The sequence below is a fragment of the Methylobacterium persicinum genome (assembly GCF_022179525.1).
Classification (GTDB): domain Bacteria; phylum Pseudomonadota; class Alphaproteobacteria; order Rhizobiales; family Beijerinckiaceae; genus Methylobacterium; species Methylobacterium persicinum.
Genome location: NZ_BPQX01000001.1, coordinates 1 through 26,815 on the forward strand (window position 1 = coordinate 1; position 26,815 = coordinate 26,815).

At 70.3% G+C, this 26,815-nt stretch carries 19 protein-coding genes; 5 read left to right on the forward strand and 14 right to left on the reverse strand.

The features are described from left to right. A partial coding sequence (locus tag MFF22_RS00005; RefSeq protein ID WP_238246944.1) for a SpoVR family protein occupies positions 1–1,025 on the forward strand: 1,025 nt, incomplete at its 5' end. Between the two features lie 69 nt (positions 1,026–1,094). On the opposite strand, the gene MFF22_RS00010 is transcribed toward MFF22_RS00005, so the two are convergent. Next, positions 1,095–2,840 carry a GGDEF domain-containing protein gene (locus tag MFF22_RS00010; protein ID WP_238246945.1) on the reverse strand — a complete coding sequence of 582 codons (1,746 nt, stop codon included), beginning with the start codon at positions 2,838–2,840 and terminating at the stop codon, positions 1,095–1,097. Between the two features lie 252 nt (positions 2,841–3,092). Here MFF22_RS00010 and MFF22_RS00015 point away from each other — a divergent pair, with 252 nt between their 5' ends. Beyond that, positions 3,093–3,521: a PaaI family thioesterase gene (locus tag MFF22_RS00015; RefSeq protein ID WP_238246946.1), complete on the forward strand. Its 429-nt coding sequence runs from the start codon at positions 3,093–3,095 to the stop codon at positions 3,519–3,521. A 64-nt stretch (positions 3,522–3,585) separates the two neighbouring features. Here the strand turns inward: MFF22_RS00015 and MFF22_RS00020 are convergent, their stop codons facing one another. The 10 genes from MFF22_RS00020 to MFF22_RS00065 all read right to left on the reverse strand — a co-directional run bounded on the left by MFF22_RS00020 (position 3,586) and on the right by MFF22_RS00065 (position 16,816). Beyond that, positions 3,586–4,206, reverse strand: coding sequence for a riboflavin synthase (locus MFF22_RS00020; protein ID WP_238246947.1), 621 nt, complete (start codon positions 4,204–4,206; stop codon positions 3,586–3,588). Between the two features lie 2 nt (positions 4,207–4,208). Next, positions 4,209–5,309 (reverse strand): bifunctional diaminohydroxyphosphoribosylaminopyrimidine deaminase/5-amino-6-(5-phosphoribosylamino)uracil reductase RibD, encoded by a 1,101-nt coding sequence (ribD, locus tag MFF22_RS00025; protein ID WP_238246948.1) that lies wholly within the window; start codon positions 5,307–5,309, stop codon positions 4,209–4,211. After that, positions 5,306–5,836, reverse strand: coding sequence for a transcriptional regulator NrdR (nrdR, locus tag MFF22_RS00030; protein WP_238246949.1), 531 nt, complete (start codon positions 5,834–5,836; stop codon positions 5,306–5,308). The genes ribD and nrdR overlap by 4 nt, the downstream gene beginning before the upstream one ends. 181 nt (positions 5,837–6,017) lie before the next feature. Continuing rightward, the gene (gene glyA, locus MFF22_RS00035) at positions 6,018–7,322 is read right to left on the reverse strand and encodes a serine hydroxymethyltransferase (RefSeq protein ID WP_238246950.1); all 1,305 of its coding nucleotides are present in this window, start codon (positions 7,320–7,322) and stop codon (positions 6,018–6,020) included. Between the two features lie 262 nt (positions 7,323–7,584). After that, positions 7,585–8,376 (reverse strand): DUF937 domain-containing protein, encoded by a 792-nt coding sequence (locus MFF22_RS00040; protein WP_238246951.1) that lies wholly within the window; start codon positions 8,374–8,376, stop codon positions 7,585–7,587. 106 nt (positions 8,377–8,482) lie between these two features. Next, positions 8,483–9,928 carry an MATE family efflux transporter gene (locus tag MFF22_RS00045; protein WP_238246952.1) on the reverse strand — a complete coding sequence of 482 codons (1,446 nt, stop codon included), beginning with the start codon at positions 9,926–9,928 and terminating at the stop codon, positions 8,483–8,485. After that, positions 9,921–11,906: a monovalent cation:proton antiporter-2 (CPA2) family protein gene (locus MFF22_RS00050; protein ID WP_238246953.1), complete on the reverse strand. Its 1,986-nt coding sequence runs from the start codon at positions 11,904–11,906 to the stop codon at positions 9,921–9,923. Before MFF22_RS00050 ends, MFF22_RS00045 begins: the two co-directional genes overlap by 8 nt. Before the next feature lie 322 nt (positions 11,907–12,228). After that, positions 12,229–12,822 (reverse strand): GNAT family N-acetyltransferase, encoded by a 594-nt coding sequence (locus MFF22_RS00055; RefSeq protein ID WP_238246954.1) that lies wholly within the window; start codon positions 12,820–12,822, stop codon positions 12,229–12,231. Then, positions 12,822–15,164: an Orn/Lys/Arg family decarboxylase gene (locus MFF22_RS00060; RefSeq protein WP_238246955.1), complete on the reverse strand. Its 2,343-nt coding sequence runs from the start codon at positions 15,162–15,164 to the stop codon at positions 12,822–12,824. The genes MFF22_RS00055 and MFF22_RS00060 overlap by 1 nt, the downstream gene beginning before the upstream one ends. Before the next feature lie 101 nt (positions 15,165–15,265). Further along, positions 15,266–16,816, reverse strand: coding sequence for a glucosamine inositolphosphorylceramide transferase family protein (locus MFF22_RS00065; protein WP_238247034.1), 1,551 nt, complete (start codon positions 16,814–16,816; stop codon positions 15,266–15,268). A 365-nt stretch (positions 16,817–17,181) separates the two neighbouring features. On the opposite strand from MFF22_RS00065, the gene ispH reads away from it, so the two are divergent. From ispH to rnhA, 3 genes are all read left to right on the forward strand, one after another. Continuing rightward, positions 17,182–18,189, forward strand: coding sequence for a 4-hydroxy-3-methylbut-2-enyl diphosphate reductase (ispH, locus tag MFF22_RS00070; RefSeq protein WP_238246956.1), 1,008 nt, complete (start codon positions 17,182–17,184; stop codon positions 18,187–18,189). Between the two features lie 214 nt (positions 18,190–18,403). Further along, positions 18,404–19,369, forward strand: a complete 966-nt coding sequence (locus MFF22_RS00075) for a homoserine kinase (protein ID WP_238246957.1) — start codon at positions 18,404–18,406, stop codon at positions 19,367–19,369. Further along, entirely contained in the window at positions 19,366–19,815 is a 450-nt protein-coding gene (rnhA, locus tag MFF22_RS00080) for a ribonuclease HI (protein WP_238246958.1), read from the forward strand. The genes MFF22_RS00075 and rnhA overlap by 4 nt, the downstream gene beginning before the upstream one ends. A gap of 119 nt (positions 19,816–19,934) precedes the next feature. On the opposite strand, the gene zwf is transcribed toward rnhA, so the two are convergent. The 3 genes from zwf to MFF22_RS00095 form a co-directional block, all read right to left on the reverse strand. Next, positions 19,935–21,461 (reverse strand): glucose-6-phosphate dehydrogenase, encoded by a 1,527-nt coding sequence (gene zwf, locus MFF22_RS00085; protein ID WP_238246959.1) that lies wholly within the window; start codon positions 21,459–21,461, stop codon positions 19,935–19,937. 140 nt (positions 21,462–21,601) lie between these two features. Next, positions 21,602–23,179 carry an efflux transporter outer membrane subunit gene (locus tag MFF22_RS00090; protein ID WP_370877505.1) on the reverse strand — a complete coding sequence of 526 codons (1,578 nt, stop codon included), beginning with the start codon at positions 23,177–23,179 and terminating at the stop codon, positions 21,602–21,604. Beyond that, a complete protein-coding gene (locus tag MFF22_RS00095; protein WP_238246962.1) occupies positions 23,179–26,622 on the reverse strand; it encodes an efflux RND transporter permease subunit in 3,444 nt (1,147 codons plus the stop codon). The genes MFF22_RS00090 and MFF22_RS00095 overlap by 1 nt, the downstream gene beginning before the upstream one ends. Positions 26,623–26,815 lie beyond the last annotated feature (193 nt).

A 26,815-nucleotide genomic window follows, 5' to 3' on the forward strand; every position in this document is an offset into this window, starting at 1 on the left:
ACGCCCTGGCTCATCAGGGCGTCCACCGCTACCCGCGCAAGAAGCGGCCCGACCTCGCCTCCGAGCAGCGCCGGGAGCGGGAGCGGGTCGAGCATGGCGAGCAGATCTACAACGACCTGTGGCGCACCCTGCCGAACAAGCCGGGCGCCGCCCCCTCCGATATGGCCGCCGAGCGCCGCCGGGCCCTGCTGGAACTTCCCCAGGAGAACATCCTCTACTTTCTGGAGAAGGTCGCGCCGCGCCTGCGCCCCTGGCAGCGGGAGATCCTGCGGATCGTGCGCCTCGTGGCGCAGTACTTCTATCCGCAGCGCCAGACCAAGGTGATGAACGAGGGCTGCGCCACCTCCGTCCACTACCGGATCATGAATGCCCTCTCCGAGACCGGCCAGATCACCGAGGCCGCCTACCTCGAATTCCTGCAATCCCACACCAACGTCATCCGCCAGCCGAATTACGACGACCGGTCCTATGGCGGCCACAACCCGTACGCGATCGGCTTCGCGATGATGCAGGACATCGCCCGCATCGCCGAGACGCCGACCGACGAGGATCGCGAGTGGTTCCCCGACATCGCCGGCCGGGGCGACGGGATGGAGGTGCTGCGCGACTGCTGGGAGAACTATCGCGATGAGAGCTTCATCGCGCAGTTCCTGTCGCCGAAGCTGATGCGCGACCTGCGCCTGTTCCACGTCATCGACGATCCGGACGAGCAGAGCCTGCGCGTGGAGTCGATCCACGACGAGCGCGGCTACCGGCGTCTGCGCCGGGCCTTCGCCCGCCAGTACGACGTGGCCTGGCTCGATCCCGACATCGAGGTGGTGGATGTCGATCTTGAGGGCGACCGCCGCCTCATCCTCCACCACAAGACGCTGAACAAGGTCACCCTGCAGAAGGACGACGCCAAGCGGGTGCTCCAGCACCTCGCCGACCTGTGGGGCTACGACGTGGTGCTCAAGGAGGTGGACTCCGCGACCGGGACGGTGCTCGGCGAGATCGGCGCGAGCGCCCGGCCGGTCTTCTTCTGAGGGACCCGTCACCGCAGGCGAACCAAGGCGCTCCAGGGCGGACCCGGCGGTGATCGTTGCGGTTGGGTCTCAGGCGCGCTGGGCGATCGGCCCCGGCGCGATCATGACCTTGCGCATGTCCGCGCAGACGCGGTTGCGACCGAGGCGCTTCGCCCGGTAGAGCGCGCCGTCGGCCTGCGCCACGAGGGCCTCCCAATCGAGACCGGAGCCGGGCGGCCGGCAGGCCACGCCGAAGCTGCCGGTCACGGCGGGCTCCCCGGGCTCCATGGCGAGGCGCTGGCGCATCCGTTCCGCCAGGGCATAGGTCGCCACCTCATCGAGGCCCGGAGCGAGGATCAGGAATTCCTCCCCGCCATAGCGGGCGATGAGATCGCGGGAGCCGGCAAGTGACCGCAGCGACCCGGCGACCCGCTGGAGGACGGCGTCGCCGCCCGCATGGCCGTGGAGGTCGTTCACCATCTTGAAATGGTCGATATCCGCGACGATCGCGCCGAGGGGCTGCCCTGCCTTCTCCGCGGCCTCGATCATCGTAGGCGCCTGGGACGACACGGCGCGGCGGTTCCGGAGGCCCGTCAGGGAATCGGTCTCGGCCAGCACCTTCAGGTTGCGGGTCACGCGGTGGCGGGCCCGTTCGAGGACGAGCTTGCGCCGCAACTCTTGCCGCAGGATCGCGAGGCCTTCGAACATCTCGTCGATCTCAGGGCCGGACCGCGCCACGGGCACGGGGTCGTCGAGATGTCCCACGGCGAGGGCCAGGATCTCCTCGCGGACCGCAATCAGCGGCCGGAACAGGCGTCTGCGGAAGACGAGCCCGAGCCAGAGCAGGGTGAGAAGCACCCCGGCGGTGATGGCGGCGGACACGAGGGTGTCGGTGAGGACGGCCCAGCGGAACCCCTCGATCCTGCGCAGGGTCAGGGAGAGGAGGCCGTCCTTCAACCGGGTCGGCGCGGCGAGGCCGGGCACGTAGCGTCGGGTGAAGTCCGCGGCGCTGCCACGCCGGGTCGGGTCGGCGAAGACATCCCGCACCAGGGGCAGGCTCGTGGCAAAATACTCCGATTCGATCTCGCCCAGGGCCCGGACGACATCGGGATCGTCAGCGTAGTTCCGTCCGTAGGGGGCGAGAAGCTGCCAGAGATACCGGATCCGGTCCTCCGTCTGGCGGGATGCGCGCTGGGCCTCCTCGGCTGTGACACCTCCGGTGAGCTTCATGACGGCATAGGAGCCGAGCCGTCCCGCCTCCTCCCGCAAGGCACTCGCATGGGCTTGGAGCAGCACCTCGGCGCCGACCTCCGGCGCACTCTGTAACAGGCGCCGTCCGTATTCGGACCGCAGGAGTGCAGCCTCGTCCGCCACGGCGAACATCGCGCGGATCGCGTCCGCGATCGCCGCCCCCCGGCGCTCCTCCGGCGGGCGGGCGCAGACGGCATCGACTTTTGCGCGGGCCTCGGCGAGGCGTTGGCCGACGACGTCGAACACGGAGGCCAGCTGGGCTGCCTCGCCGGGCTCCGAGGCCGCCCTGACCTCCGCGATCCGCCGGTCGGTGGTCGCACGGATGGCCGCGAGCCTTCGGGCGCCCTCCTCGGGAGAGGCGGCGAACGGGTCCATCGCCGCGTTCGAAGGGCCGCGCTCAGCGGAAATCATGTCGGTCATCGCCAGGACGAGGCCGAACCGCGACGCCTCGGCGACCGCCCGGTCGGCGCGGTTCAGCTCGGCGAAGGCATGGGTGAGCTGCATTCCCCCAAGCACGGCGCAGCCGCAGGCCGCCACGGCACCGGCCACCCATTGGAGGTACTGAATTCGGACCGACGCAGCCATACCATCCCGATTCGGCGCCGGATGCCCGCCAGAACCTGACGGCTCCGTCCCGGCAGCCTGGGGAAGGCTATAGAAGCAATCACCGAATGAGACGTGAAACCCGTCCTATAAATGCCATCGTGAGTAGACCAAACAGCGCTAAAACCTTTCATTTTGCCGGCTATTTTACCGTGTCGACCACATGTCGTCGACAGGCACCCCTCCTGCGGAACGTGATTGCGCGATCCACCGCCAGCGGGCAGCATGGTCCGCATGACCCCGACGACCATGAGCCTTGCCGAGACGCAGGCCTTCCTTGACCAGGAATTTCCTCAGATGCAGGCGGGGGGCCGGGCCTACCACCTCGAGGCCGTGGGGCCCCTCACGTCGCGAATGCGATTGGAGGCGCATGAGCGTTTCCTCCGCCCCGGAGCCACCGTGTCCGGCCCTGCGATGATGGCGCTGGCCGACTATGCCCTCTACGCGGCGATCCTCGCCAATATCGGTCCGGTGGCCCTGGCGGTGACCACGAACCTCACGTTCAACTTCCTGCGCAAGCCGGCTTCGGGCGATCTGCTGGCGGATTGCCGGCTCATTAAGCTTGGGCGCCGTCTGGCGGTGGGGGATGTCGCCATCACGGGCGTGGGCAGCGATGACCTCGTCTGCCACGCCACGGGCACCTATTCGATCCCGCCCCGATAAGGCGCTGAGGGTCGGCGCGTGTCCCGGGACACCTTCGTTCCACGGGGAAGGACGGCGGTGCCCCTCAGGTCCGCGCCTCGCTGAGGCGCGCCGCGTAACGGGCAATGAGATCGACCTCCAGGTTCACGGCATCCCCCGCCCGGCGATCACCCCAGGTGGTGACCTGCAGGGTGTGGGGGATGAGGAGCACGGAGAACAGGTCGCCCTCCACGGTGTTCACCGTCAGCGACGTGCCGTCGAGGCAGACGGAGCCCTTCTCGGCGATGAACCGCGCGAGACCCGATGGGGCCCGCAGGGTGAACCGCTCGCTTGGGCCCCACGCACCGTCCGTGACCGTGTCGCGGGCGACGATCCCGGCCAAGCCATCGACATGCCCGGTAACGAGGTGGCCGCCGAGTTCGTCGCCGATCTTCAGGGAGCGTTCGAGGTTGATCCGCCGGCCCGGCGCCCATTCGCCGACATTCGTCCGCGCCAGGGTCTCGGCCGCCGCATCGACCTGGAAGACGCAGCCGTCCCCCTCGGGCGCGATGGAGACGGCGGTGAGGCACGGGCCGGAACAGGCGATGGATGCGCCGAGTGCGATCCCCGCGGGGTCGTAGGCGCAGCGGATGGCGATCCGGCGCAGGTCCCCCTCCCCCGCCACGGACAGGACCGTGCCGACATCGCTGACGAGACCCGTGAACATGCCTAGACGCTCCGCTCGTAGGTGACGGCCCGGTCTCGCCCGAGGACGAGATCCTCGACCACGCCGAGGCCCGCGATCCGCCGGGTCAGCGTGGGGCCGACGGCCGGCAGGCCCCCCGCCGGGACCGCCGGATCCGGCCCGGTCATCAAGGTCACGGCATCGATGAGATCGGCCTGGGCGAGGGCTTCCGCAAGGCGGGGCCCTCCTTCGCTGCAAAGGCGGGTGAGACCGCGCGCCCCGAGGAGGGCCAGGGCGGCGTGAAGATCGATCCGCCCCTCGGCGCCGGCCTCCACCGGCATCACCTCGACGCCGAGCGATTCGAGGGCCCGCCTTGCATGGGCCGGGGCCGAGCGGGTGGTGAGCACCAGTACAGGCACGTCCCTCGCCGTCCGGGCGAGGACGCTGGCGGGCGAGAGATGCAGGGCCGAGTCGAGGACGATCCGCATGGGCGACCGTCCGGCCAGCCCCGGCAGCCGCACTGTCAGCGAGGGATCGTCGGCCCGCGCCGTGCCGATGCCGATCAGGATCGCGTCGGCATGGGCCCGCCAGAGGTGGACCGCCCCGTCCGCGACCTCGCCGGTGATCCGCAGACGCTCGGCGCCGGACCCCGCCGCGAAGCCGTCGCGGGTGCGGGCGAGCTTCAGGTGCAGCATCGGCCGCCCCAAGGTGACACGGGTGACGTGGCCGCGATGGTCCCGGGCGGCCTCCCCGCCGCACAGGCCGGTCTCCACGGCGATGCCCGCCTCCCGTAGAAGCCCGTGGCCCCGGCCGGCGACCCGGGGATCGGGGTCCTCAAGGGCGGTCACCACCCGGCCGATCCCCGCGGCGACGATGGCGTCGGTGCAGGGCGGGGTGCGACCGTGATGCGAGCAGGGCTCCAGGGTGATGTAGAGGGTTGCCCCCCGGGCCGCGGCGCCGGCCTGGGCGAGGGCCTGCGGCTCCGCATGGGGCCGGCCGCCGGGCGCCGTGGCGGCCGCCGCCAGGATCGTGCCCGAGCCTGGCTCCACCACCACCGCCCCCACCGAGGGGTTGGGCCATGTCCGGCCGAGGCCCCGCCGCCCCAGCGCCAGGGCGAGGCGCATGAAGTTGGCGTCGCCGCTCATGGCCGGCTCGCCCGGCGGCGGATGGGGGGCTTCGTCTCAGGATCCGGGTCGGGCTCGGGCTCCAGGGCGGGCACCAGGGTGCCGCCCAGCGTGCCGAGCAGCTCCTCGAAATCTTTGGCCTCGCGGAAATTCTTGTAGACCGAGGCGAAGCGGACATAGGCCACGTCGTCGAGGCCCTTGAGCCCGGCCATGACCAATTCGCCGATCGCCTCGGAGGCGACCTCCGGCTCTCCGGCGCTCTCGAGCTGGCGGGTGATGCCGCTGACGAGGCGTTCGATCCGCTCCGGCTCGACGGCGCGCTTGCGCAGGGCCACGTCGATGGAGCGCTGCAGCTTGTCCCGGTCGAAGGGCACCCGCTTGCCCGACCGCTTGACCACCGTCAGCTCGCGCAGCTGCACCCGCTCGAAGGTGGTGAAGCGCCCGCCGCAATCCGGGCAGACCCGGCGGCGGCGGATGGCGGCGCCATCCTCGGAAGGGCGCGAGTCCTTCACCTGCGTGTCGGACCCGCCGCAATAGGGGCACCGCATCGGGCGGGTTCTCTCAGGAAAAACGAAGACGGCCGCGGATCGGGATGATCCGCGGCCGTCTCGTAACAAAGGGGTTCCCAAAGGGCGAGCCCTTTGGCGGGGAGCGGGGTGGAGCCCCGCCATTCCCAGGGGCCTTGCCCCTGGACCCCACCAAAGGACTTGGTCCTTTGGGATCCCGGACTCAGCCGTAGATCGGGAAGCGGTCGGTGAGCGCGTGGACCTTCTGCTTCACGCTCTCCTCGACGGCGCTGTCGCCGGCTTCACCCTTGGCGGCGAGGCCGTCCAGCACTTCCACGATGAAGCCGCCGATCTGCTTGAACTCGGCGACGCCGAAGCCCCGCGAGGTGCCCGCCGGGGTGCCGAGGCGGATGCCCGACGTGATCGTCGGCTTCTGCGTGTCGAAGGGGACGCCGTTCTTGTTGCAGGTGATGTGCGCCCGCGACAGCGCGGCTTCCGCCGCCTTGCCGGTGAGGCCCTTCCGCTGCAGATCGACCAGCATCAGGTGGTTGTCGGTGCCGCCGGAGGTGATGTCGTAGCCCCCCGACATCAGGGTGTCGGCGAGCGCCTTGGCGTTCTCCACCACCTGGCGGGCGTAGATCTTGAACTCGGGCTTCAGGGCCTCACCGAAGGCCACCGCCTTGCCGGCGATGACATGCATCAGCGGGCCGCCCTGGATGCCGGGGAAGATCGCCGAGTTGAACTTTTTGGCCAGCGCCTCGTCGTTCGTGAGGATCATGCCGCCGCGCGGGCCGCGCAGGGTCTTGTGGGTCGTCGTGGTGGCCACGTGGGCATGGGGGAACGGCGACGGGTGGACGCCGGCCGCCACGAGGCCAGCGAAGTGGGCCATGTCGACCATGAAGTAGGCGCCGACCGCGTCGGCGATCTCCCGGAACTTGGCGAAGTCCCAATGGCGCGGGTAGCCCGAGCCGCCGGCGATGATCACCTTCGGCTTGTGCTCGTGGGCAAGCTGCTCGACCTGCTCCATGTCGATGCGCTGGTCTTCCCGGCGCACGGTGTAGGAGACCGGCTTGAACCACTTGCCGGAGACGTTCGGCGGGGCGCCGTGCGTCAGATGGCCGCCGGCCGCGAGGTCGAGGCCGAGGAAGGTGTCGCCCGGCTGAAGAAGGGCCAGGAACACGCCCTGGTTGGCCTGCGAGCCCGAGTTCGGCTGCACGTTGGCGAAGCCGCAGCCGAACAGGCGCTTGGCGCGGTCGATGGCGAGGTCCTCGGCGATGTCCACGAACTGGCAGCCGCCGTAGTAGCGCCGGCCCGGATAGCCCTCGGCGTACTTGTTGGTGAGCACCGAGCCCTGGGCCTCCAGCACCGCACGGGAGACGATGTTCTCCGAGGCGATCAGCTCGATCTCATGCTGCTGCCGGCCGAGCTCCTGCTCGATGGCGCGGGCGAGTTCGGGATCGGTCTCCGTGAGGGGGGCGGCGAAGAAGCTGTTGGAGAGGTGATGGTCGGTGGCGGTCCCGGCGCTCATGGCGTGCCTCTGCTCTGTAGGGGGCCCGGCCTTCTGTGCGGGCGTGGGCGGGCGTTTCTCAACCTGGATACCTACACGGCAGGCCGGGCGAGGCCAAGCGCAGGCATTTTTCGCCGTGGGTGAGAAAAATTGAAAGGGAGCGCCCCGGGCCCGCAATGGGACCTTTGCGGAGCGTTGTCGATCCGCTCCGCGGTGCATCCTCCGGACTGAACTCACCGGGACGAGTCCGCCCCCATACGGCTTGGGCCGATGCCGCGATCGCTCAGACCGTGTCCCCCGGCCGCCCCCGTCGGGAGCGCGGCGACTGACGCTCGCGTGGAGCGGTGCCGGGCCCTGTGGCGGGAGACTTCGGCGGCTGGCCGGCGCTGGACCAGAACGCCTCGAACAGCTGCTGCATGGCCCTGAGATTCTGCTCCTGAACCTCGGCCCCGGTGCGGATCATCTGTCGCAGCACCTCGGACCCGGCTTCCGCGCCGGAGGCTTCGTCCTTCGGCGGGCGGGGGGCCTCCATCCGGGGTCGGTTCGGCGCGGGAGAGGGGGACGGCGACGGGGCCGCCGCCGTCTGCTCCGGCGGGGCCATGAAGGCCTTGGCCATGTCCGTCCAAAGGGCGACGAAGGGCAACGGCGACGCCGCGGGGGCCGGAGCGGGCTGCCGGGAGGCCTCGGCCTGGGGCTGGTTGAGCATCACGTGGACGATGCTCGCCACCACCGCGCCGGCCATCATCGGAAGCATCTGCCGCAGCACCTGCGACCCCACGCCGCTCGCCGTCGAGGCCTGCTGTAGGACCGCCTGCATCAACTGGGCCGAACTGAACATCTGGCCGAGGGCGTCCAGCCCGAGGGGGGCGGCGGCCCGGGCGGATTCCGGGGCGGAAAACATCCGCGCGAAGCCGGCCGGATCGAGGCCGCCCCCCCGCTGGAGGCCCAGCGTCAACGCCGGCATCAGCGCCTCGAAGGCCCGCTGGGTCTGGTCCACCGTCAGCCCGAACTGCCGGGCCATGGCCTGCATCTCGGGGCCGTTGGCGGCCTGGACCATGTCGAGGGGAGTGAACATGACGCCTCGATCCTGCCCCGACCCGGTCGCCCGGAAGGGCCCCATGCTCAGCGCCGGAGCCCAGGGCTGAGGCGGCAAAGCTTCCCATCGACGGGCGGCAAACCGCTCATCTTCCGCGGGTATCGTGGCCCGCCCCGGGCGGAAATGCCAGTTCCCCCGTAACAATCCCTGTCGATCCCTCGCCGGAAACCGGCAGAGCGGAGCGCTCCGCGAGGCGCGAGACGGTCCGCCGGGCCAGGGCCAGCCCGGCCAGCCCGAAGACCAGGGAGCCGATGCCCATCCCCGCGATGATCCCCTTCGGCCCGAACAGGGCGCTGCCCAGATAGGCCGGGGGCACGGTGCCGAGGGTCGCCCGGCCCCAGTTCAACAGGGACGAGCGCAGGGGGAAGCCGAGGTTGTTGAATGCCGCGTTGCCGAGGAACAGAAGGCCGTTGAAGAACCAGATCGCCCCGCCCACGAGGCAGAAGAATTGGAACAACTCCGCCGCGATCCCCCGCAGGCCGAAGAGCCCCGCCAGCGGCCCGCGCAGGAGGATCAACAGCACCCAGACGCCGGCGGCGTAGACGAGGGTCGCCTTCACGCAGGATCCCAGGGTCGCCTCCATCCGGTCGAACCGGCCGGCCCCCCAGTTCTGGGCGAGGATCGGCCCGATCGCCCCGGACAGGGCGAAGAGGCCACCGAAGGCCACGGGCGTCAGCCGGTCGATCACCGCCGCCGCCGCGATGGCATCTTGTCCGTAGCCGGCGAAAAGGTGGGTCAGGAAGGCGGCGGCGACGGAGGGGGCGAGGTTGGTGAGCACCGCCGGCCCGGCGATGGCCGCCATGGCCGGGGCGTCGGCGACGACCTCCGCGGGCCGGGGCATCCGCAGCAGGCCGTGCCGGGCGAGGCTGCGCCAGCCGATGATGACGAAGGTTGCCCGGGCGACGCAGACGGTGATCGCCGCGCCCTCGACGCCGAGGCCGGCGCCGAAGATCAGCAGGGGATCGAGGAAAGCGGTGACGATGGCCCCCCCGAGGGTGACCCACATGGCCCGCACCGCATCCCCGGTGGCGCGCAGCAGGCCGGTGAACAACATGCCGAGCCCCAACAGCACGTTGGACGGCAGGGTGATGGTCAGGAAGAGGTCGGCCACGCGCAGGGCCTCGCCCTTGGCGCCGACGAGGCTCAGCAGCCGGCCGGCGAAGGGCAGCATCGCGGCGGCGAGGATGCCCGCGACGAGGACGCCCAAGGCTATCGCCGAAGCCGCGAGCCGCCGGGCGAGGACCCGGTCCCCGGCCCCGATTGCCCGGGCGACCAGGGCGCCCGCGGCGATCATCAGGCCGATATTCACCGCCGTCGCGAAGAACTGCACCACCGAGGCGAGCCCCACGGCTGCCGTGAGGGCCGGATCGCCGAGGCGCGACACGTAGAGCAGCGACAGCAGGTCGACGACGAAGATCGCCATCAGCCCGATGGAGCCGGTGCCGCTCATGACGAGCACGTGCCGCATCACCGAGCCGGTGACGAAGCGCCCCGGCCCGGCGAAGGCCGGCGGGGGCAGGCCGTCAGACATCGCGGGCGGTTCCTTCGGCTTCCAGTTCGGCGTCGTCCTCCACCCCGGCCTCCGCCTCGCCGTTATCGGCAGGGCGGGGAACCGGCTTGGCGAGGAGTCGTTCCGCCGCCTCCGTCCGGTCCTGGCCGAGGAGGTCGCGGGTCTGCGCGTTGAGGGCACGGGCCGGGCGCACCGGTTCGGTGAGCGGCTCGGGACGCACCTCCGCAGAATCCGAGCCGCCGAGCCACGTCGCCCCGTCCGGGAGGGCGCCGGCCTGCTGGAGCACGAGGCGGGCGATGTCGCGCTTGCGCACGTCCTCTGCCCGGGCGGCGGCGGCCTCGGCGGAGAGGCCGAGCCCTTCGAGGGCTGCCCGGCCGAAGGCCAGGGCGGATTCGGATGTCTCGCGGATCTGATAGTCCACGTCGCGGTTCATCAGTTCGACGGCGTGCAGCCGGTCGTAGGCGCGCACGAAGGTCCGCACGGAGACGAACTCTTCGTGGACGATATCCACGATCTTGAGGGCGGCGTCCCGGTCGTCCACGCAGATGCAGACGAGTTCCGCCTTGCCGATGCCGGCGGCGCGCAGGACATCGAGGCGCGTGCCGTCGCCGTAATAGATGCGGAAGCCGAAGCGGGTCGCCGCGCGCAGCTGCGCCACGTCCTTGTCGATGACGGTGACGGGCACGCCTTCGGCCAGGAGCACCTGGGTGAGGATCTGTCCGAACCGGCCGAAGCCGATCACCAGCACCCGCGCGTCGGCGGCGCCCTCGGCGAGTTCGGCGGGGGATTCGGCGGCGGCCTCGTGCGCCTCCCGCGAGAGCCGGGCATCGACCAGCCGGTCGAGGCCCTTGGCCATGATCGGGCCGATCAGCATCGTGAGGGCCGCCAGCGCCACGGCGAAGCGGGTGGCCGTGGGGCCGGTCAGGCCGAGATCGGCCGCCTGGGGCAGGAGCACGAAGGCGAATTCCCCGGCCGGCGCCAGCACCGCCGCCCCCCGCAGGGCGCTGACGGTGTCCGAGCCGAACAGGCGGAACAGACCCGCGACCAAGGCCACCTTCACGAGGATCGCCGCGAAGGTCGCCCCGAACAGGAGCGGCCAGACGGCCTTCACGAGGCTGCCGTCGATGGACATGCCCACGCTCATGAAGAACAGGCCGAGCAGCATGCCGCGGAACGGCTCGATGTCGGCCTCCAACTGGTGGCGGAAGTTCGACTCGGCCAGGAGGATGCCGGCGAGGAAGGCGCCCATGGCCATGGACAGGCCGACCTTCTCCATCAGCATCGCGGTGCCGAGCACCACGAGGAGGGCGGCGGCGGTCATCACCTCCCGGGCGCCGCTGGCGGCCAGCAGGCGGAAGAATGGATTCAGGCCGTATCGCCCCACCAGCACGGCGGCGGCGATGGCGGCGAGCACCCGCCCGGTGGAGGCCGCGGCCTCGCCGAGCCACGGGCCGCCGGTCCCGTGCCCCGCCGAGGCGGCGAGCGGCATCAGGGCGAGGATGCCCACCACGCTGAGATCCTGGAACAGGAGCACCGCGAAGGCCCGCGAGCCATAGGGGCTGCCGAGGTCTCCGCGCTCTTCCAGGAGTTGCAGGGCGACCGCCGTGGCCGAGAGGGCGAGGGCGATGCCCACCACCGCCGCCGCCCCCATGGGCTGCCCGGCCAGGACGCCCGCCCCCCCAAGGACCAGCGAACACAGCACGAGCTGCGCGGCGCCGAGGCCGAAGATGTCCCTGCGCATCGAGACGAGCTGGGAGAGATGCAATTCGAGACCGACGATGAACAGCAGCAGCACCACGCCGATCTCGGCGACGCTCGCCGCGGTTCCCGGCTCGGCGATGAGCGACAGGCCCGACGGTCCGATCAGCACACCCGCCACGAGGTAGCCGAGCACGGCGCTCTGCCCGAGCCACCGGAACACCGGCACGCCGACGACGGCCGCGGCCAGGAAGGTTAGGACCGGGGGCAGAAAGCTCGCGTGTTCGCCGGGGCTCGCCATGCCGTTCCGCTCGGGCCTTCTCCGCGATGGGAGTTCCGCTTAACCCGTCGCCGCCGCCGATGCGAGCGTGGCCGCGTGCCAAGCGGCACGCGGGGGATTTGATGCCCTGCGCGCATTCCCCTCTCCCCGCTTGCGGGGAGAGGCCCACGGACACCTCGTCGTGTCCGTGGGAAGCGAGAGGCGAAGCCGGAGCGGAGGTGAGGGGGCTTCCCGGAGGAGTCTCGCCCTGTGAGCCCCCCTCACCCCCGGCTGCCGCCTCGCTCCGGCGACGACAAGGTCGCCGAAGCCCTCTCCCCGCGGGCGGGGAGAGGGGCTCTGTGGCCTACAAGCCCACCGGCTCGGGAGGCACCGCCCGCGGCTGCGGCTGGTCGGCCGAGCCGGTGCCCAGCGCACATTGCACCATCACGCTGTCGGTCCAGCGGCCGTATTTGTAGCCGACCGAGGGCAGGAACCCGACCCGGCGGAAGCCGCAAGTCTCGTGCAGGCGTAGCGACGCCTCGTTGGCCGCATCGATGTAGCCGATCATCTGCCGGTAGCCCCCCGCCGCGCAGGCCTCGATCAACGCCGGCAGGAGGCGCCGGCCGATGCCCGCGTGCAGGTGGCCGTGATGCACGTAGATCGAGTGCTTCAGCGTGTAGCGGTAGGCGGGGCGCTTGCGGAACGGCACGGCATAGGCATAGCCCGCCACCTCCCCGTTCCGCTCCGCCACGAGGTGCGGCAGGCGCTTCTTGCGCATGGTCTTGCGGCGGCGCTTCAGGTCGTCGGGGAGGAGGCGCTCCTCCTCGAAATCCCCGGTGTCGCCGACGCCCTTGGCGATGTGGTGCTCGTAGATCGCGATCATCGCCGCCACGTCCGCGTCGGAGGACGGGCGGATCACGATCTCCGGCCAGGATTCGGGGCTACCGTCCGGCGCCATCAGGCCCCCTCTCGCAGGACGTAGGTGTGGAAGCGGATGCGCCCGTCCGGCTCGACCTCCCGGTAGACGCCCTGGATCTCGGCCTCGAAGCCGGGGAACAGGTTTGCTGAGGCCTCGAACATCTTGAAGTAGTCAAGCATGGGCTTCGCCCGCTCGTCCAGGCGTTCGCCCGGCAGCACGGTGCCGATGCCCGGCGGGTAGACGAGCATCAGCGTCGTGGCGATCCGCCCCTCGGCCTCGGCGATCGGCACGTAATCGACCTTGTTGCGGGTCAGCATCTGCGCGGCCTGCTTCGGCGGCATCACCATCTCCGGCAGGTGCTCCGGCATGAACTGCTTGCGCTGGAGGGCCGAGGTGCCGTGCTCCCGGTGGAAGGCGTGGAAGTCGGCGCAGAGGTCGCGCAGGCGCACGCCCCGGTAGCGGTTGGGCCGGCGCTTCACGAATTCCGGCATGGCCTCCTCCAGCAGGACGTTGTCGTCGTGCAGGCGCTTGAAGGCGACGAGCCCCGAAATCAGCGTGCCGGCCTTGGACGATTCGACGCCCGGGGTCAGCAGGAAGAGCAGGGAGTTCAGGTCGTTCTTCTCCGCGACGATCCGGTTCTCACGCAGGTATTGCGCCACGATCGGGGCCGGAACGCCGTGCTCGGCATAGGCGCCGGTCTTCCGGTCAAAGCCGGGGGTCAGCACCGTCAGCTTGTTCGGGTCGGTGATGGCGTAGCCGGGCGCGACATGGGTGAAGCCGTGCCACGACGCGCCGGGCGCCAGCTCCCAGAAGCGGGCATCGGAGGCAAGCTGGTCGGTGGGCACGCTCTCCCAGGTCTGCTCCCCGTCCGGGCCGTTCACCCGGTCGGGCACGAAGGGGTCGAAGAACCAGCGCCGGGCGGGGTCGGCCTCGTGCTCCTCGAACTCCCGGCGGATGGCGCGGACCTTCTTGCGCCACTCGATGCCGAGCCGGATCGTGTCGTCCCAAAGGATCATCCCTGAGCGGCCCTTCATCATCTGCGCGCCGACATCGAGCGAGGCGAACAGGGGATAGAACGGCGAGGTCGAGGCGTGGACGAGGAAGCTCTCGTTCAGGCGCTTGTGCTCCACCCGGCGGGTCTGGCCGCGGATGTGGCTGTCCTTGGTGTGGATCTGCGACGCCTGGCTGAAGCTCGCGAGCTGCTTGTGGGTCGATTGCGTGGCGACGATGCCGGGCGAGGTCTCGTCGAGCCCGGTCAGCCCCATGGCGTAGCGGCCCTGGAACAGCGGGTGGAACTTCATGAAGCCGGCCCAGGCCTCGTCGAACAGGATGTAGTCGCAGAGGTGGCCGATCTTCTGCACGATCATCCGCGCGTCGTAGATCGTGCCGTCGTAGGTGCATTGCTCGATCACCGCGACGCGGAACGGGCGCTCCCGGCGCCACGCCTCCCGGTCGGTCACCAGGGGGTTTCTTCTGATTTTTTCCCGAATCCGCCCTTCGTCCAGGGCCTCGTGGCAGATCGGGCCGATGAGCCCGAAGGCGTTGCGGTCGGTCTCCAAAAAGATCGGGATGCCGCCGCCGAGGAACAGGGCGCCGTGGTGGGCGGCCTTGTGGTTGTTGCGGTCGAACAGGACGAGGTCGTCCTCCGCCACCAGGGAGGAGAGCACGATCTTGTTGGAGGCCGAGGTGCCGTTGAGGACGAAGTAGGTCTTCTCCGCGCCGAAGATCGCGGCGGCCTCCTTCTGGGCCTTCAGGGCCGGGCCCTCGTGGGTCAGCAGGTCGCCGAGGTCGAGAACCGAGTTGTCGAGGTCGTCGCGGAAGATGGCCTCGCCCAGGTGCTCGACGAAGATCCGGCCGATCGGCGAGCGATTATAAAAGATGCCGCCGTTGTGGCCGGGGCAGGTCCAGAGCTGGTTGCCCTTCTCGGCGTAGTCGACCAGCGCGCCGAAGAACGGGGTCTTCAGGGTTTCGGCATACTGCGTCACCCGGCTGACGAGGCCCCGGGCGATGAATTCCGGCGTCTCCTCCGCCAGGAAGATGTAGCCGTCGATGAAGTCGAGCAGCTCGACGGGGATGTCCTCCAGCCGCTTGCGGCGGACCATGATGACGATGGGCATCTCCAGGCCGCGGCGGCGCATCATGTCGATGAGGGCGGCGGCCTTGCCGTCGAGTCCGCGCTTGCCCCAATCGACCACGAGGCAGCCCACCGCCGCGTCGGTCTGCACGGCGATGGCCGCGTCCTCGACGCGCCTCGCCCGCACCACCTCGAAGCCCCGCTGCTCGACCGCCGAGACGATCTGGTTGACCCGGGCGCCCTCAAGGTCGTCGGGGTCGAAGGCCGGGGTGCACATCAGCACGGTAAAGCGGCGGTGGAAGTCCATGCCCGGGAGCCCCTGATCGACGGTTCGTCCCGTGCCTTGTCGGACGGTCTGTGACCGTTCGATGACGGAACCCCGGCCAGAGGCGGGCGAAGCCGGCCCTTTCAGATCGGCAAGCGCATCCGGGGCCGGCGGGAGCCGTCGATGAATTCCAGGCCCCCGGCTGCGCTGTACATGTGGAGCCGCGAGCCGGGCCATGCGGCGCCCGCCGCGAGCCGGGTTTCGACGCGCTGGGCGAAGCCGCCGAGGTCGAGGCGCAGGATCGTGGCGAGGCCCAGCGCCGACCCGTAGCCGCCGCGGCAATCCTGCACCGGGCGGATCAGCGCCCCGTCGCGCAGGACGATGGGGCCGGCCGGGCGGGCGGAGGCCACATCGATGAGCACGGGGTTGCCGGGATGGGGCGCCCAGGGGCCGCGGAAATCATCGGCATGCCAGAGGTGCAGGGTGTCGGAATAGGACCCGCCCCCCTCCCGGACGGTGGCGAAGAGCCACCAGCGCCCCCCGTGGCGCAGCAGGGTGGCGTCGCTCGCCACCACGCCGGCCACGAGGACCGCCTCGTGGACCCAGCCGCCGGGAAACCGGGTCGCCCGGTAGAGATCGATCGTGGCCGAGCGGCTCGATTCGGGGATCATCCAGACTTCCCCGCCCGCCTCGAAGACGAAGGGATAGGACAGGTGCGTATCGAGCTCCAGGACCGGCTCGGGCCGTCCCACCGGGCCCCGGGGCCCGAAACGCACGGCCGAGATCACGCCCTTGGCGCGGCGGTAGTCGAACTCCTCCACGAACAGGGTCACCGCCCCGTTCCGCTGGATCGCGACGGGATCGGCGTAGAACCGGCGCCCGTCATCGGGCAGGTCGGTCCAGCCCTCCGGCGGGTGGCGGCGCAGGTCGATGAGGTCCGGCCCGGCGATCCGCCGCCAACCGACCCGCCACCGCTCGCCGTGGAAGCACAGGCCGTAGAGCCGCCGGGCGATCCGCCGGGCGAGGGTCTCCGCCGCCCGGCGGCGGGCGGTCCATCCGCCGATATCGAAGGCGCGGGCCGCCGGCAGCGGACCGAGGGCGCCTTCGGCCAACCCGGGAGAGGCCGCCCCGGACAGGGCGGCCTCGATGAGGGTGATGGTGCGGGCGAGGTAATCCTCGAAGGCCACGAGCATCACCGTCTGTGATTCGGCGCCCAGGCGCCCGGCGGCCACCGCCGCCCCCTCCCCGTCGCGGAGAACCGCCAACGGGACGCGGCCGGAAAACAGGCAGGCGAGGAGGCCGGCCTCCCCGGGGATCCCATCGACATCGAGCCGCCACGTCGGCGTCCGAGGGTCGGCCTCGCCGCCGCTCAGGTCGAGGACGAGGTCGGGGGCGTCCGCCGCCCCGTCCAGATAGGGAGACAGGGCGATGGGGGCGGCCGGCGTGGCCAGGCCCGGGCGGGGAAGGCCGTGGATCGTCGCCTCGAGCCGGAACAGCAGTTCGGCATTCGGGGGAAGCGACCCGGCCGCACCCTCCACGGTCTCCACCCGGAGTCGGCAGTCCGCACGCTGGCTCAGGCGCTCCAGCAGGCGCAGGTGCCACCCGCGCAGGGCGCTACGGTCGAGCCGGACGAGCAAATTCCGTGCGGCATGCAAGACGGCGACCGAGCCGTGCACGGCATCCTGGCTTTCCACCGTCACGGCAGTTTTCGAATGATGTGGCGGGTGGGCGGAGCGTCCATTCGCCGGGACGGAGCGTTCCGGGGCAACCCCGTACGCCTTTTCGCTGTCATCGCAACGGGTCCCGGCCGCCAAGACTTGCGCTCGCCAAGACCTTTTGCGGCCGCAATGGTCCTGTCAGATCGCATCATCGTGAATTCCCGGGGCGGGGTCTACCCTTCGTCCAGCGATCATGCACGGGTTGATTGACGGGAAAGCGGGGATATTGGCCGGCCCCGGCGCGGCAAACTGGCTACAGATTGCATCCGTGGCCTCGTTCCTGCCCGGTTCCGGGGCGATGACCGTTGACAGGATAGCCCCGCCCTCGCCACATCCCCCTCATGAACGCCGAACTGACATCTTCCGAGCCCGGCCAGGCCGCGACGCAGGCGGCCAAGCCGCCGCTCAACATCCTGCTCTGCGCGCCGCGCGGCTTCTGTGCCGGCGTGGTGCGTGCGATCGACGTGGTGGAGCGCGCCCTCGCGATCCACGGCCCGCCCGTCTACGTGCGCCATGAGATCGTCCACAACAAGTACGTGGTCGAAAGCCTCAAGCGGAAGGGCGCCGTGTTCGTCCGCGAGTTGGATGAGGTGCCGGATGGCGATGCCCCCGTGATCTTCTCGGCGCACGGCGTCGCCAAGACGGTGCCGGCCAACGCCGATTCCCGCGGCCTCACCACCATCGACGCCACCTGCCCCCTGGTGACCAAGGTCCACCGGGAGGCGGAGATCCACCACAAGCGCGGGCGCCATGTCCTGCTCGTCGGCCATTCCGGGCACCCGGAGGTGGTCGGCACGATGGGCCAATTGCCGAAGGGCTCAATCACCCTGGTCGAGGACGTCGATCAGATCGAGGCCCTGACCCCGGCCGACCCGGACAACCTTGCCTGGGTGACGCAGACCACCCTGTCGGTGGACGACACCCGGCACGTGGTCGAGGCCCTGAAGCGGAAGTTCCCGAACATCACGGGGCCGCACAAGGACGACATCTGCTACGCGACCACCAACCGCCAGGAAGCGGTGAAGCAGGTGGCGCCCCTGGTGGACGCCCTGATCGTCGTCGGCTCCTCCAACTCCTCGAACTCGCAGCGCCTGCGTGAGGTCGCCGAGCGGGTGGGCTGCCCGATCACCCGGCTCCTGAACCGGGCCGAGGAGATCGACTGGCCGGCCTTCGAGGGCATCGCGAAGCTCGGCCTCACGGCCGGCGCCTCGGCCCCGGAAGTGCTGGTGGAGGAGATCATCGAGGCCTTCGCCGCCCGGTACGACGTGACCGTCGACACGGTCTCGACGGTGGTCGAGGACATGGTGTTCCCCCTGCCCCGCGAACTGCGCAGCGAGGCTGCGGAGTAGGCGGTTTCCCCCGGCCCCGGCGGCCTCGTCTTTGCGAGCGCAGCGAAGCAATCCGGGGACGCGCGACGCCGGCCAGCGGCCCGCTGCCCTGGGTCGCTTCGCTGCGCTCGCGATGACGGGGGTGGTGCCCAGCGAACCGCAGCGGTATTGCCCGATCACCCGCGGGGTGCCGACGCATCGCACCCGCACGACCCGAACCGAACGAGCGCACGACGTGGCCGTCTACACCGAGGTATCCGACGCGGCGCTCGCTGAGTTCCTGGCGGCCTACGACATCGGCACCCTCCTCTCGTGCAAGGGGATCGCGGAGGGGGTCGAGAACTCGAACTACTTCCTGCACACGACCGGCGGCTCCTTCATCCTCACCCTCTACGAGAAGCGGGTGCAGGAGCAGGACCTGCCGTTCTTCGTCGGCCTGATGGAGCATCTGGCGCGGCGCGGCCTCGCCTGCCCGCAGCCGATCCGGGACCGGAGCGGCACCGCCCTCGGGCGCCTGTGCGGACGGCCCGCCGCCCTCGTCAGCTTCCTCGAAGGCGTCTCCCTGTCCTCGCCGGGGCCGGAGCATTGCCGGGAGGTCGGCGTGGCGCTCGCCCGCCTGCACGCGGCGGGCCGCGACTTTGCGATGGTGCGGGCCAACGCCCTCTCGGTCGGGTCCTGGCGACCCCTCTTCGAGCAGGCCGGCGGGCAGGCCGATTCCGTGTCGCCCGGCCTGACGGAGCGGACGCTGGCCGACCTCGCCGTGCTGGAGGCGGGCTGGCCGCGGGACCTGCCCGGCGGCGTGATCCATGCCGACCTGTTCACCGACAACGTGTTCTTCATCGGGGACGCGCTGTCGGGACTGATCGACTTCTACTTCGCCTGCACCGACGCATTCGCCTACGACCTCGCGGTGTGCCTCAACGCGTGGTGCTTCGATGCCCGGGGCAGTTTCCACCGGGATATGGCGACGGCGATGATCGCCGGCTACGAATCCCAACGCCCCCTGGAGCCCGCCGAGGTCGAGGCCCTGCCGATGCTCTGCCGCGGCGCGGCGCTGCGCTTCATGCTGACCCGGCTGGTGGACTGGCTGAACGTGCCGCCGGGGGCTCTGGTGAAGCCGAAGGACCCCCTGGAATACGACCGCCGCCTGACCTTCCACCGGCAGGCCCGCAGCGCCGCCGATTACGGGCGCGCGGCATGAGCGACGAGGGCCGGGTCAAGATCTACACGGACGGCGCCTGCTCCGGGAACCCGGGGCCGGGCGGCTGGGGGGCGATCCTGATCTACGGCGAGACCCGTAAGGAAATCTCCGGCGGGGAGGCCCACACCACCAACAACCGGATGGAGCTGCTCGCCGCCATCGAGGCCCTGGAGGCGCTCAAGCGGCCCTGCCGCGTCGATCTCTTCACCGACTCCCAGTACCTGCGGCAGGGCGTGACCGGTTGGATCCATAACTGGAAGGCCCGGGGCTGGCGCACCGCCGACAAGAAACCCGTGAAGAACGAGGATCTCTGGCGCCGGGTCGATGCGGCCCGGGATCGGCATGAGGTGGAGTGGCACTGGGTGAAGGGCCACGCCAGCGACCCCCTGAACAACCGGGTCGATGCCCTGGCGGTGGCCGCGATGGCGCCGTTCAAGCGGCGATAGCTTCTCCAAGCACCGTCATTGCGAGCCGAAGGCGAAGCAATCCAGGGCAGCGGGACGGTCCAAGACGTGGCGCTGCTGGATTGCTTCACTTCCGTTCGCAATGACGGAGAGGGACGATGCTAGTCCGTCTTCCCGTCGATCCCGAGCCAGTGGCGGCCGTCGCGGGCGAGCAACTCGTCCGCCTCCTTCGGGCCGGCGCTCCCGGCGGGATAGAAGGCCACGTCCGCCTGCGGCCAGCCCTTCAGCAGAGGGTCCACCGCCGCCCAGCCGGCCTCAATGTTGTCCGCCCGCTGGAACAGGGTCGCGTCGCCGATCATGCAATCGTAGAGCAACGTCTCGTAGCCGACATTGGGCGTGTCGGCGAAGAAGTCGTTGTAGCGGAAGGACGTGCTGACCCGGCCGATCTTCATCTCCGGCCCAGGCACCTTCACGTTGTATTCCGTGCCGATGCCGTGCTCAGGGTCGATGGTGATGCGCATCACCGTCGGGCGCAGGTCGTCGGTGGGGGTGTCCTCGAACAACTTGTAGGGCGCCGGCTTGAACAGCACCGCGATCTCGGTGCGGCGTCCAGTCATGCGCTTGCCCGTGCGGATGTAGAACGGCACCCCTGCCCAGCGCCAATTCTCGATGTGGAGCTTGAGGGCGATATAGGTCTCCGTCACCGAAGACTTGTCAACGTGCGGCTCGTCCCGGTAGCCGGGAACCTGCCGGCCCTCGCAGGTGCCGGCGGTGTATTGGCCGCGCACCGCATCCTCCGGCGGGATCGGCTGCACAGCCTGGGCGAGCTTGGCCTTCTCCGTGCGCACAGCCTCGGCGTCGAAGGAGTTCGGCGGCTCCATCCCGACCATGCACAGGAGTTGGAACATGTGGTTGGGCACCATGTCCCGCAGCGCCCCGGTGGGCTCGTAGAACCCACCGCGCTCCTCGACCCCCACCGTCTCGGCCGCGGTGATCTGGATGCTGTCGATGTATTCCCGCCGCCAGACCGGTTCGAGCAGGCCGTTGGCGAAGCGGAACGCCATGATCGACTGTACCGTGTCCTTCCCCAGGAAATGGTCGATCCGGTAGAACTGACTCTCGTCGCCCTGCTTCAGGATGCGGGCGTTGAGGTCCTGCGCCGAGGCGAGATCGGAGCCGAAGGGTTTTTCGATCACCACCCGCCGGAAGGTGCCCTCCTCCTGCTTCAGGAGACCGGCCTGCCCGAGGCCGTCGACGATGGTGCCGAAGAAGCGCGCCGCCACCGCGCAGTAGAACACCGCGCTGCCCTTCACCTTATCCTTCACCGCCTGGAAGGTTTCCGGCTTCTCGAAATCGCCTTTCAGGTAGTGGAGCCTGTCGCGGACGAAGCCCCAGCTCTTGGGGTCGATGCTCGCCGCATGGAATTCGGAGGTCGGGTCCTTGCTGAACTCCTCCATGGTCTTCGTGAGACCGTCGCGGAGGGTCTGGTCGCTGCCCTCGCCGTGGTCCACGCCGAGGATCGAGAATCCCTCCGGCAGCAGCCCGGCCCCCGCGAGGTTGTAGAGCGAGGGCATCAGCAGGCGCTTGGTCAGGTCGCCGCCCGCGCCGAAGATGACGAGGGTGCAGGGCGGGGCGGGCTTGGTCCCGCAGGCCGCCCCGTCTTTCAGGGATGTGATCCTTTCGGGCATCGGGACTTCCTTCGATGGGCGGTGCAGCGAAACCGGCGAGACAACCCGGCGTGCGGGGAGGCGTTCCGGCGATCACCCGCTCGTCATGGAAGCCCCCGGTCCACTGCGCCGCACGCGACCGCGGCAAGGGCCGGAGACGGCTACTCGTCCGGCCGCACCGCCTGCCCGCCGAAGTCGATGGGCAGGCTCGGACCCTTCAGCTCCGAATCGCTCGGCAGCGCCCGCGCATCCCAGCCGCCGCCGAGGCCGCGGATCAGCGTGACCGCCGCCGTGTAGCGGTTGAGCAGCACCTGGAGCGCGGTGACCTCGTTGTTCACGAGGAGGCCCTGGGCCGTGACGACGGTGGTGAAGTTCTGCGTGCCGGCCCGGTACTCGTTGAGGGTGATCTCCACCGCCTTACGGGAGGATTCCACCGCCGCGTCCTGCGCGCCCTGCTGCTGGCGCAGGATCCGCTGGGCGGCCAGCTGGGTCTCGATCTCGGCGAAGGCGGCGAGCACCACCTGCCGGTAATTGGCCACCGCCGCATCGTAGCCCGCCTCGGCCGAGCGGACCGCGGCCACCCGGGCGCCTCCTTCGAACAGGGTCTCGCTGCCGGCCGCCGTCACCGCCCAGACCTGATTGACCGGCGAGAGGATGCCGTTGCTTGTCAGGCCCGAGATGCCCCCGGAGGCCGAGATGGTCACGGTGGGGAAGAAGGCCGCCACGGCTACGCCGATCCGCTCGCTCTGCGCTTGGACGAGGCGCTCCGCCTGGGCGACGTCGGGCCGCCGCTCCAGCAGGTCGGCCGGGATGCCCGCGGGGACCTGCGGTGGGGTCCGGCCCAGCGTCGCGACGGGGATGCTCACCTCGGAGGGCGGCCGTCCGATGAGGGTGGCGATGGCGTTCACGTACTGGACGCGGGTGAGGCGTACGGCGATGGCCTGGGCCTCGATCGTCTGCACCTGCGTCTGGGCGGTGATCACGTCCGAGCGCGCGGCGACACCGGCCGCGTACTGGTTCTCGGTGATCTTCAGGGTCTTGCGGAAGTTCTCGACGTTCTCGTCGAGCACCTTCTGGAGGGCGTCGGCGTAGCGCACGGAGAAGTAGTCGGCCGCGACCTCGGCCTGGATCGACAGGCGGGTCAGGGCGATGGTGGCGGCGTCGGCCTGGGCGAGCGCCGTCTCGCTCTCGATGTTCCGGCGGACGCCGCCGAACAGGTCGAGTTCCCAGCTCGCCTGCCCCTGGAGCGACACGCTGGTCCGCTCCAAGCCACCCGTGCGGGCGCGGGTGATCGAGGGCGCACCGATCACCGTGGGATAGAGCGCCGCCTGGGCCGAGGCGACGAGGGCGCGGGCCTGCCGGTAATTGGCCACGGCCTGCCGGAGGGACTGGTTGTCGACATCGACGAGGCGAATCAGCCGATCGAGGGTCGCGTCGTGGAACACGCGCCACCAGTCGCCCCGCTCGACGGCGTCGGCGGGTCTCGCCTCGCGCCAGCCCTTCTTCCGGGCGGCGACATAGCCGGGGCTGTCCTCGCGCACGCCGCCCTGCCTGTAGGCCAGCGGAGTTTCGACGGAGGGACGGGAATAGTCCGGGCCGACGACGCAGCCGCCGAGGGCGGTGGCGAGAAGGGTCGCGGCGAGGAGGGCGCGGAGCCCCCCCCTCTCCCCGCCTGCGGGAAGAGGGGCGAGGGGATGCCCGGCGGCACCGATCAGCCTCTCCAACACAAACACCTGCATCATTCCCCCGCCGGCAACGCGGCGGTGCCGCCGCCCCGGGCGCGGCGGCGGGCCATCCACCGGTGCCGGAGGCGGTCGAGGGACAGATAGACGACGGGGGTGGTGTAGAGGGTCAGGATCTGGCTCACGATGAGGCCGCCGACGATGGCGATGCCCAGCGGCTGGCGCAGCTCCGAGCCCTCCCCCGTCGAGACGATGAGCGGCACGGCGCCGAGCAGCGCGGCGAGCGTCGTCATCATGATCGGCCGGAAGCGCAGGAGACAGGCCTCCCGGATCGCATCCACCGGATTCGCGCCCCGGGTGCGCTCGGCGTCGAGGGCGACGTCCACCATCATGATCGCGTTCTTCTTCACGATGCCGATCAGCAGGAATACCGCGATCAGGGCGATGATCGTGAACTCCGTCCCGGTCACGAGGAGGGCCAGCACCGCGCCGACGCCGGCGGAGGGGAGGGTCGAGAGGATGGTGAGCGGGTGCACGAAGCTCTCGTAGAGGATCCCGAGCACCGCGTAGACGGCCAGGATCGCGGCGAGGATCAGGAGCGGCTGGCGCGAGGCCGAGGACACGTAGTTCTTGGCCGCGCCGGCATACTCGCCGTGGATGCTCGCGGGCAAGCGCAGGTCGGCCATCGCCTTGTCGATGGCCGCCGTCGCATCCGACAGGCTTTTGCCCGGGGTGAGGTTGAACGAGATCGTGGTCGCCACGAACAGGCCCTGGTGGCTGATCTGCACCGGCGCGTTGCCGGTCTCGAAATGGGCGAAGGCCGAGAGGGGGACCATCGTCTCCTTGGCCGAGGAGACCGGCGCGCTCGACGAGGCGCCGCCCTTGCTGGCCGCCAAGGCGTTGGCCGACGCGTTCCTGGCCGAATCGGAGGCGATGGCCGAGGCGTTGGTGCTGGCATCGGTGCTGGCGGTGGACGTCGCCGCCGTGGCCGCAGCCAGGGCACCCGCCGTCCCGCTCCCGACGGCCCCGGTCCCGGAGGCCGCACCGACGGTGGCGGAGGCGGTGCCGCCGGGGGTGCTCGTCCCCGTCGCGGCGTTGGTGTTCACCGCACCACCCGCCGCCACGGTTCCCGCCACCGCGTTGGTGGTGGCGGAGCCGCGGGCGTTGCCGCCGGAGGTCGAGACGTAGATGCGCTTGATCGTCTCCGGCGTCTCCAGGTAGCGCGGGGCGATCTCCATCACGACGTGGTACTGGTTAAGCGGGTTGTAGATCGTCGAGACTTGCCGCTGGCCGAAGGCGTCGTAGAGGGTCTGGTCGATCTTGTCGGGAGTGATGCCGTAGCGGAAGGCCGTCGCCCGGTCGATGACGATCCGGCTCTCCAGGCCGCCCTCCTGCTGGTCGGAGGTGACGTCGGCGAAGGTCGGGTCCTTCTGCAGGGCCGCCAGCAGCTTCGGCGCGGCGGTGTAGAGTTCCTCCGGCGTGTCGCCCTGCAGGGTGTACTGGTACTGGGCGAAGCTCTGGCGCCCGCCCATCTGCAGATCCTGCCGGGGGAAGACGTAGAGCCGCGCCCCGGCGACCCGGGCGAGCTTCGGGCGCAGGCGGCCCGTCACCGTGCTCATGGATGCCCGTTCGCTGAGGGGCTTGAGGCCCACGAACACGTTGGCCGAGTTGGTGCCGCGCCCGCCCGTGAAGCCGACGACGCTCTCGACGGCGGGGTCCGCTCCCACGATCCGCGTGGCCTCCTTGAGCTTCTTCTCCATGGACTGGAAGGAGATGCGCTGGTCGGCCTGGATGCCGCCCATCATCTGCCCCGTATCCTGCTCCGGGAAGAAGCCCTTGGGCACGATGATATAGAGGTAGACGTTCAGCCCCACCGTCGCCAGCAGGATCAGCAGCACCAGCCGGGGGTGGCGCAGGGCGATCTCCAGGGTGCGGGCATAGCCGCCGAGGAGGGCGTCGAACCCACCTTCCAGGCCGCGCACGAACAGGTTGCGGCGCTGCCCCGCCGGGGTGCCGTGCCCCTCCCGCCGGAGCAGGCGCGAGCACATCATCGGCGTCGTGGTCAGCGACAGGACGAGGGAGATCAGGATCGCAAGCGACAGGGTGACGGCGAATTCCTGGAAGATGCGCCCGACGAGGCCGCCCATCAGCAGGATCGGCAGGAACACCGCGATGAGCGACAGGCTCATGGAGATGACGGTGAAGCCGACCTCCTGCGCGCCGATGAGCGCCGCCTCGAACCGGGGTTTACCCTCCTCGATGTGGCGCTGGATGTTCTCCAGCACGACGATGGCGTCGTCCACCACGAAGCCGGTGCCGATGATCAGCGCCATCAGCGACAGGATGTTGAGGGAGTAGTTCAGGAGGTACATCGCCGAGAAGGTGCCGACGATGGAGATCGGCACCGCGACGGCGGGGATGAGGGTGGCCCGCCCCGAGCGCAGGAAGGCGTAGACCACGAGGATGACGAGGCCCACCGCCACGATCAGCGTCTCCTCCGTCGCCTCCAGGGAGGCGCGGATGGTGGCGCTGCGGTCGCCGGTGAGCTTGATGTCGATGCCGCCCGGCAGCGCCGCGATGATCTGCGGCAGGGCCTCCTTCACGCCGTTGATCGTGTCGATGACGTTGGCGCCGGGCTGCTTGTAGACGAACAGCAGCACCCCCGGCTTGCCGTTGACCATGCCGAGGTTGCGCTTGTCCTCGACGCCGTCCTCCACCTGCCCGACATCGGTGAGCTTCACCGCCGCGCCGTTGCGGTAGGCCACGACGATGTCGCGGTAGTCGCTGGCCTTGCGGCCCTGGTCGTTGGCGTAGAGCTGATAGCGGCGGGGCCCGACATCGATCTCGCCCTTCGGCGAGTTGGCGTTGGCGGAGGCGAGCGCCGCGCGGATGCCCTCCAGGCCGATGCCGTAGTTGAACAGGGCCGTCGGATCGAGCTCCACCCGCACCGCCGGCAGGGACGACCCGCCGACATCGACATTGCCGACGCCGGGCAGCTGCGACAGCTTCTGCTGCACCACCGTGGCGGCGGAATCGTAGACCTGCCCCCGGGTCAGGGTGTCGGAGGTCATGCCGAGGATGATGATCGGCGTCTCGGCGGGGTTGAACTTGCGGTAGGTCGGGTTCTGCCGGAGCGAGGTCGGCAGGTCGGCGCGGGCGGCGTTGATGGCCGCCTGCACGTCCCGGGCGGCGCCGTCGATGTCGCGGTTGAGGCCGAACAGCAGCACGATGCGGACGGTGCCGAGCGAACTCGTCGAGGTCATCTCGTTGACGTCGGCGATGACGCCGAGCCGCCGCTCCAGGGGCGCGGCGACGGTGGTCGCCATGGTCTCGGGGCTGGCGCCGGCCATCTGCGCCTGGACGAGGATGACGGGGAAGTCGATCTGCGGCAGCGGCGCCACGGGCAGCTTCAGGAACGCGAAGACGCCGGCCAGCAGCACCCCGATGGTGAGCAGCGTCGTCGCGATCGGCCGCCGGATGAAGGGCGCGGAGACGTTCACCGGGAATCCCCTCTCCCCGCCTGCGGGGAGAGGGGCGAGCCCCCCTTGCCGGGGGCGAGCCGAGCGGCAGCGATGGTAAGGGGGCGATGCCGGATGAGCCTCGTCCGGTCAGCTCCTCGCACCCCCAGCGGCCGCCTCGCCGCCCCGACGACGAGGTTGTCGCGGCCCTCCCCCGCAGAGGGGGGAGGGAAGG

Excerpts from the sequence above, each read along its gene's own strand:
- MFF22_RS00045 (WP_238246952.1), bottom strand. The coding sequence starts at position 9,928 with ATGTCTGACGGCCTGCCCCCGCCGGCCTTCGCCGGGCCGGGGCGCTTC.
- MFF22_RS00010 (WP_238246945.1), bottom strand. The coding sequence starts at position 2,840 with ATGGCTGCGTCGGTCCGAATTCAGTACCTCCAATGGGTGGCCGGTGCC.
- glyA (WP_238246950.1), bottom strand. The coding sequence starts at position 7,322 with ATGAGCGCCGGGACCGCCACCGACCATCACCTCTCCAACAGCTTCTTC.
- MFF22_RS00060 (WP_238246955.1), bottom strand. The coding sequence starts at position 15,164 with ATGGACTTCCACCGCCGCTTTACCGTGCTGATGTGCACCCCGGCCTTC.
- MFF22_RS00050 (WP_238246953.1), bottom strand. The coding sequence starts at position 11,906 with ATGGCGAGCCCCGGCGAACACGCGAGCTTTCTGCCCCCGGTCCTAACC.
- ispH (WP_238246956.1), top strand. The coding sequence starts at position 17,182 with ATGAACGCCGAACTGACATCTTCCGAGCCCGGCCAGGCCGCGACGCAG.
- MFF22_RS00090 (WP_370877505.1), bottom strand. The coding sequence starts at position 23,179 with ATGCAGGTGTTTGTGTTGGAGAGGCTGATCGGTGCCGCCGGGCATCCC.
- MFF22_RS00015 (WP_238246946.1), top strand. The coding sequence starts at position 3,093 with ATGACCCCGACGACCATGAGCCTTGCCGAGACGCAGGCCTTCCTTGAC.
- rnhA (WP_238246958.1), top strand. The coding sequence starts at position 19,366 with ATGAGCGACGAGGGCCGGGTCAAGATCTACACGGACGGCGCCTGCTCC.
- ribD (WP_238246948.1), bottom strand. The coding sequence starts at position 5,309 with ATGAGCGGCGACGCCAACTTCATGCGCCTCGCCCTGGCGCTGGGGCGG.
- zwf (WP_238246959.1), bottom strand. The coding sequence starts at position 21,461 with ATGCCCGAAAGGATCACATCCCTGAAAGACGGGGCGGCCTGCGGGACC.
- MFF22_RS00040 (WP_238246951.1), bottom strand. The coding sequence starts at position 8,376 with ATGTTCACTCCCCTCGACATGGTCCAGGCCGCCAACGGCCCCGAGATG.
- MFF22_RS00020 (WP_238246947.1), bottom strand. The coding sequence starts at position 4,206 with ATGTTCACGGGTCTCGTCAGCGATGTCGGCACGGTCCTGTCCGTGGCG.
- nrdR (WP_238246949.1), bottom strand. The coding sequence starts at position 5,836 with ATGCGGTGCCCCTATTGCGGCGGGTCCGACACGCAGGTGAAGGACTCG.
- MFF22_RS00055 (WP_238246954.1), bottom strand. The coding sequence starts at position 12,822 with ATGGCGCCGGACGGTAGCCCCGAATCCTGGCCGGAGATCGTGATCCGC.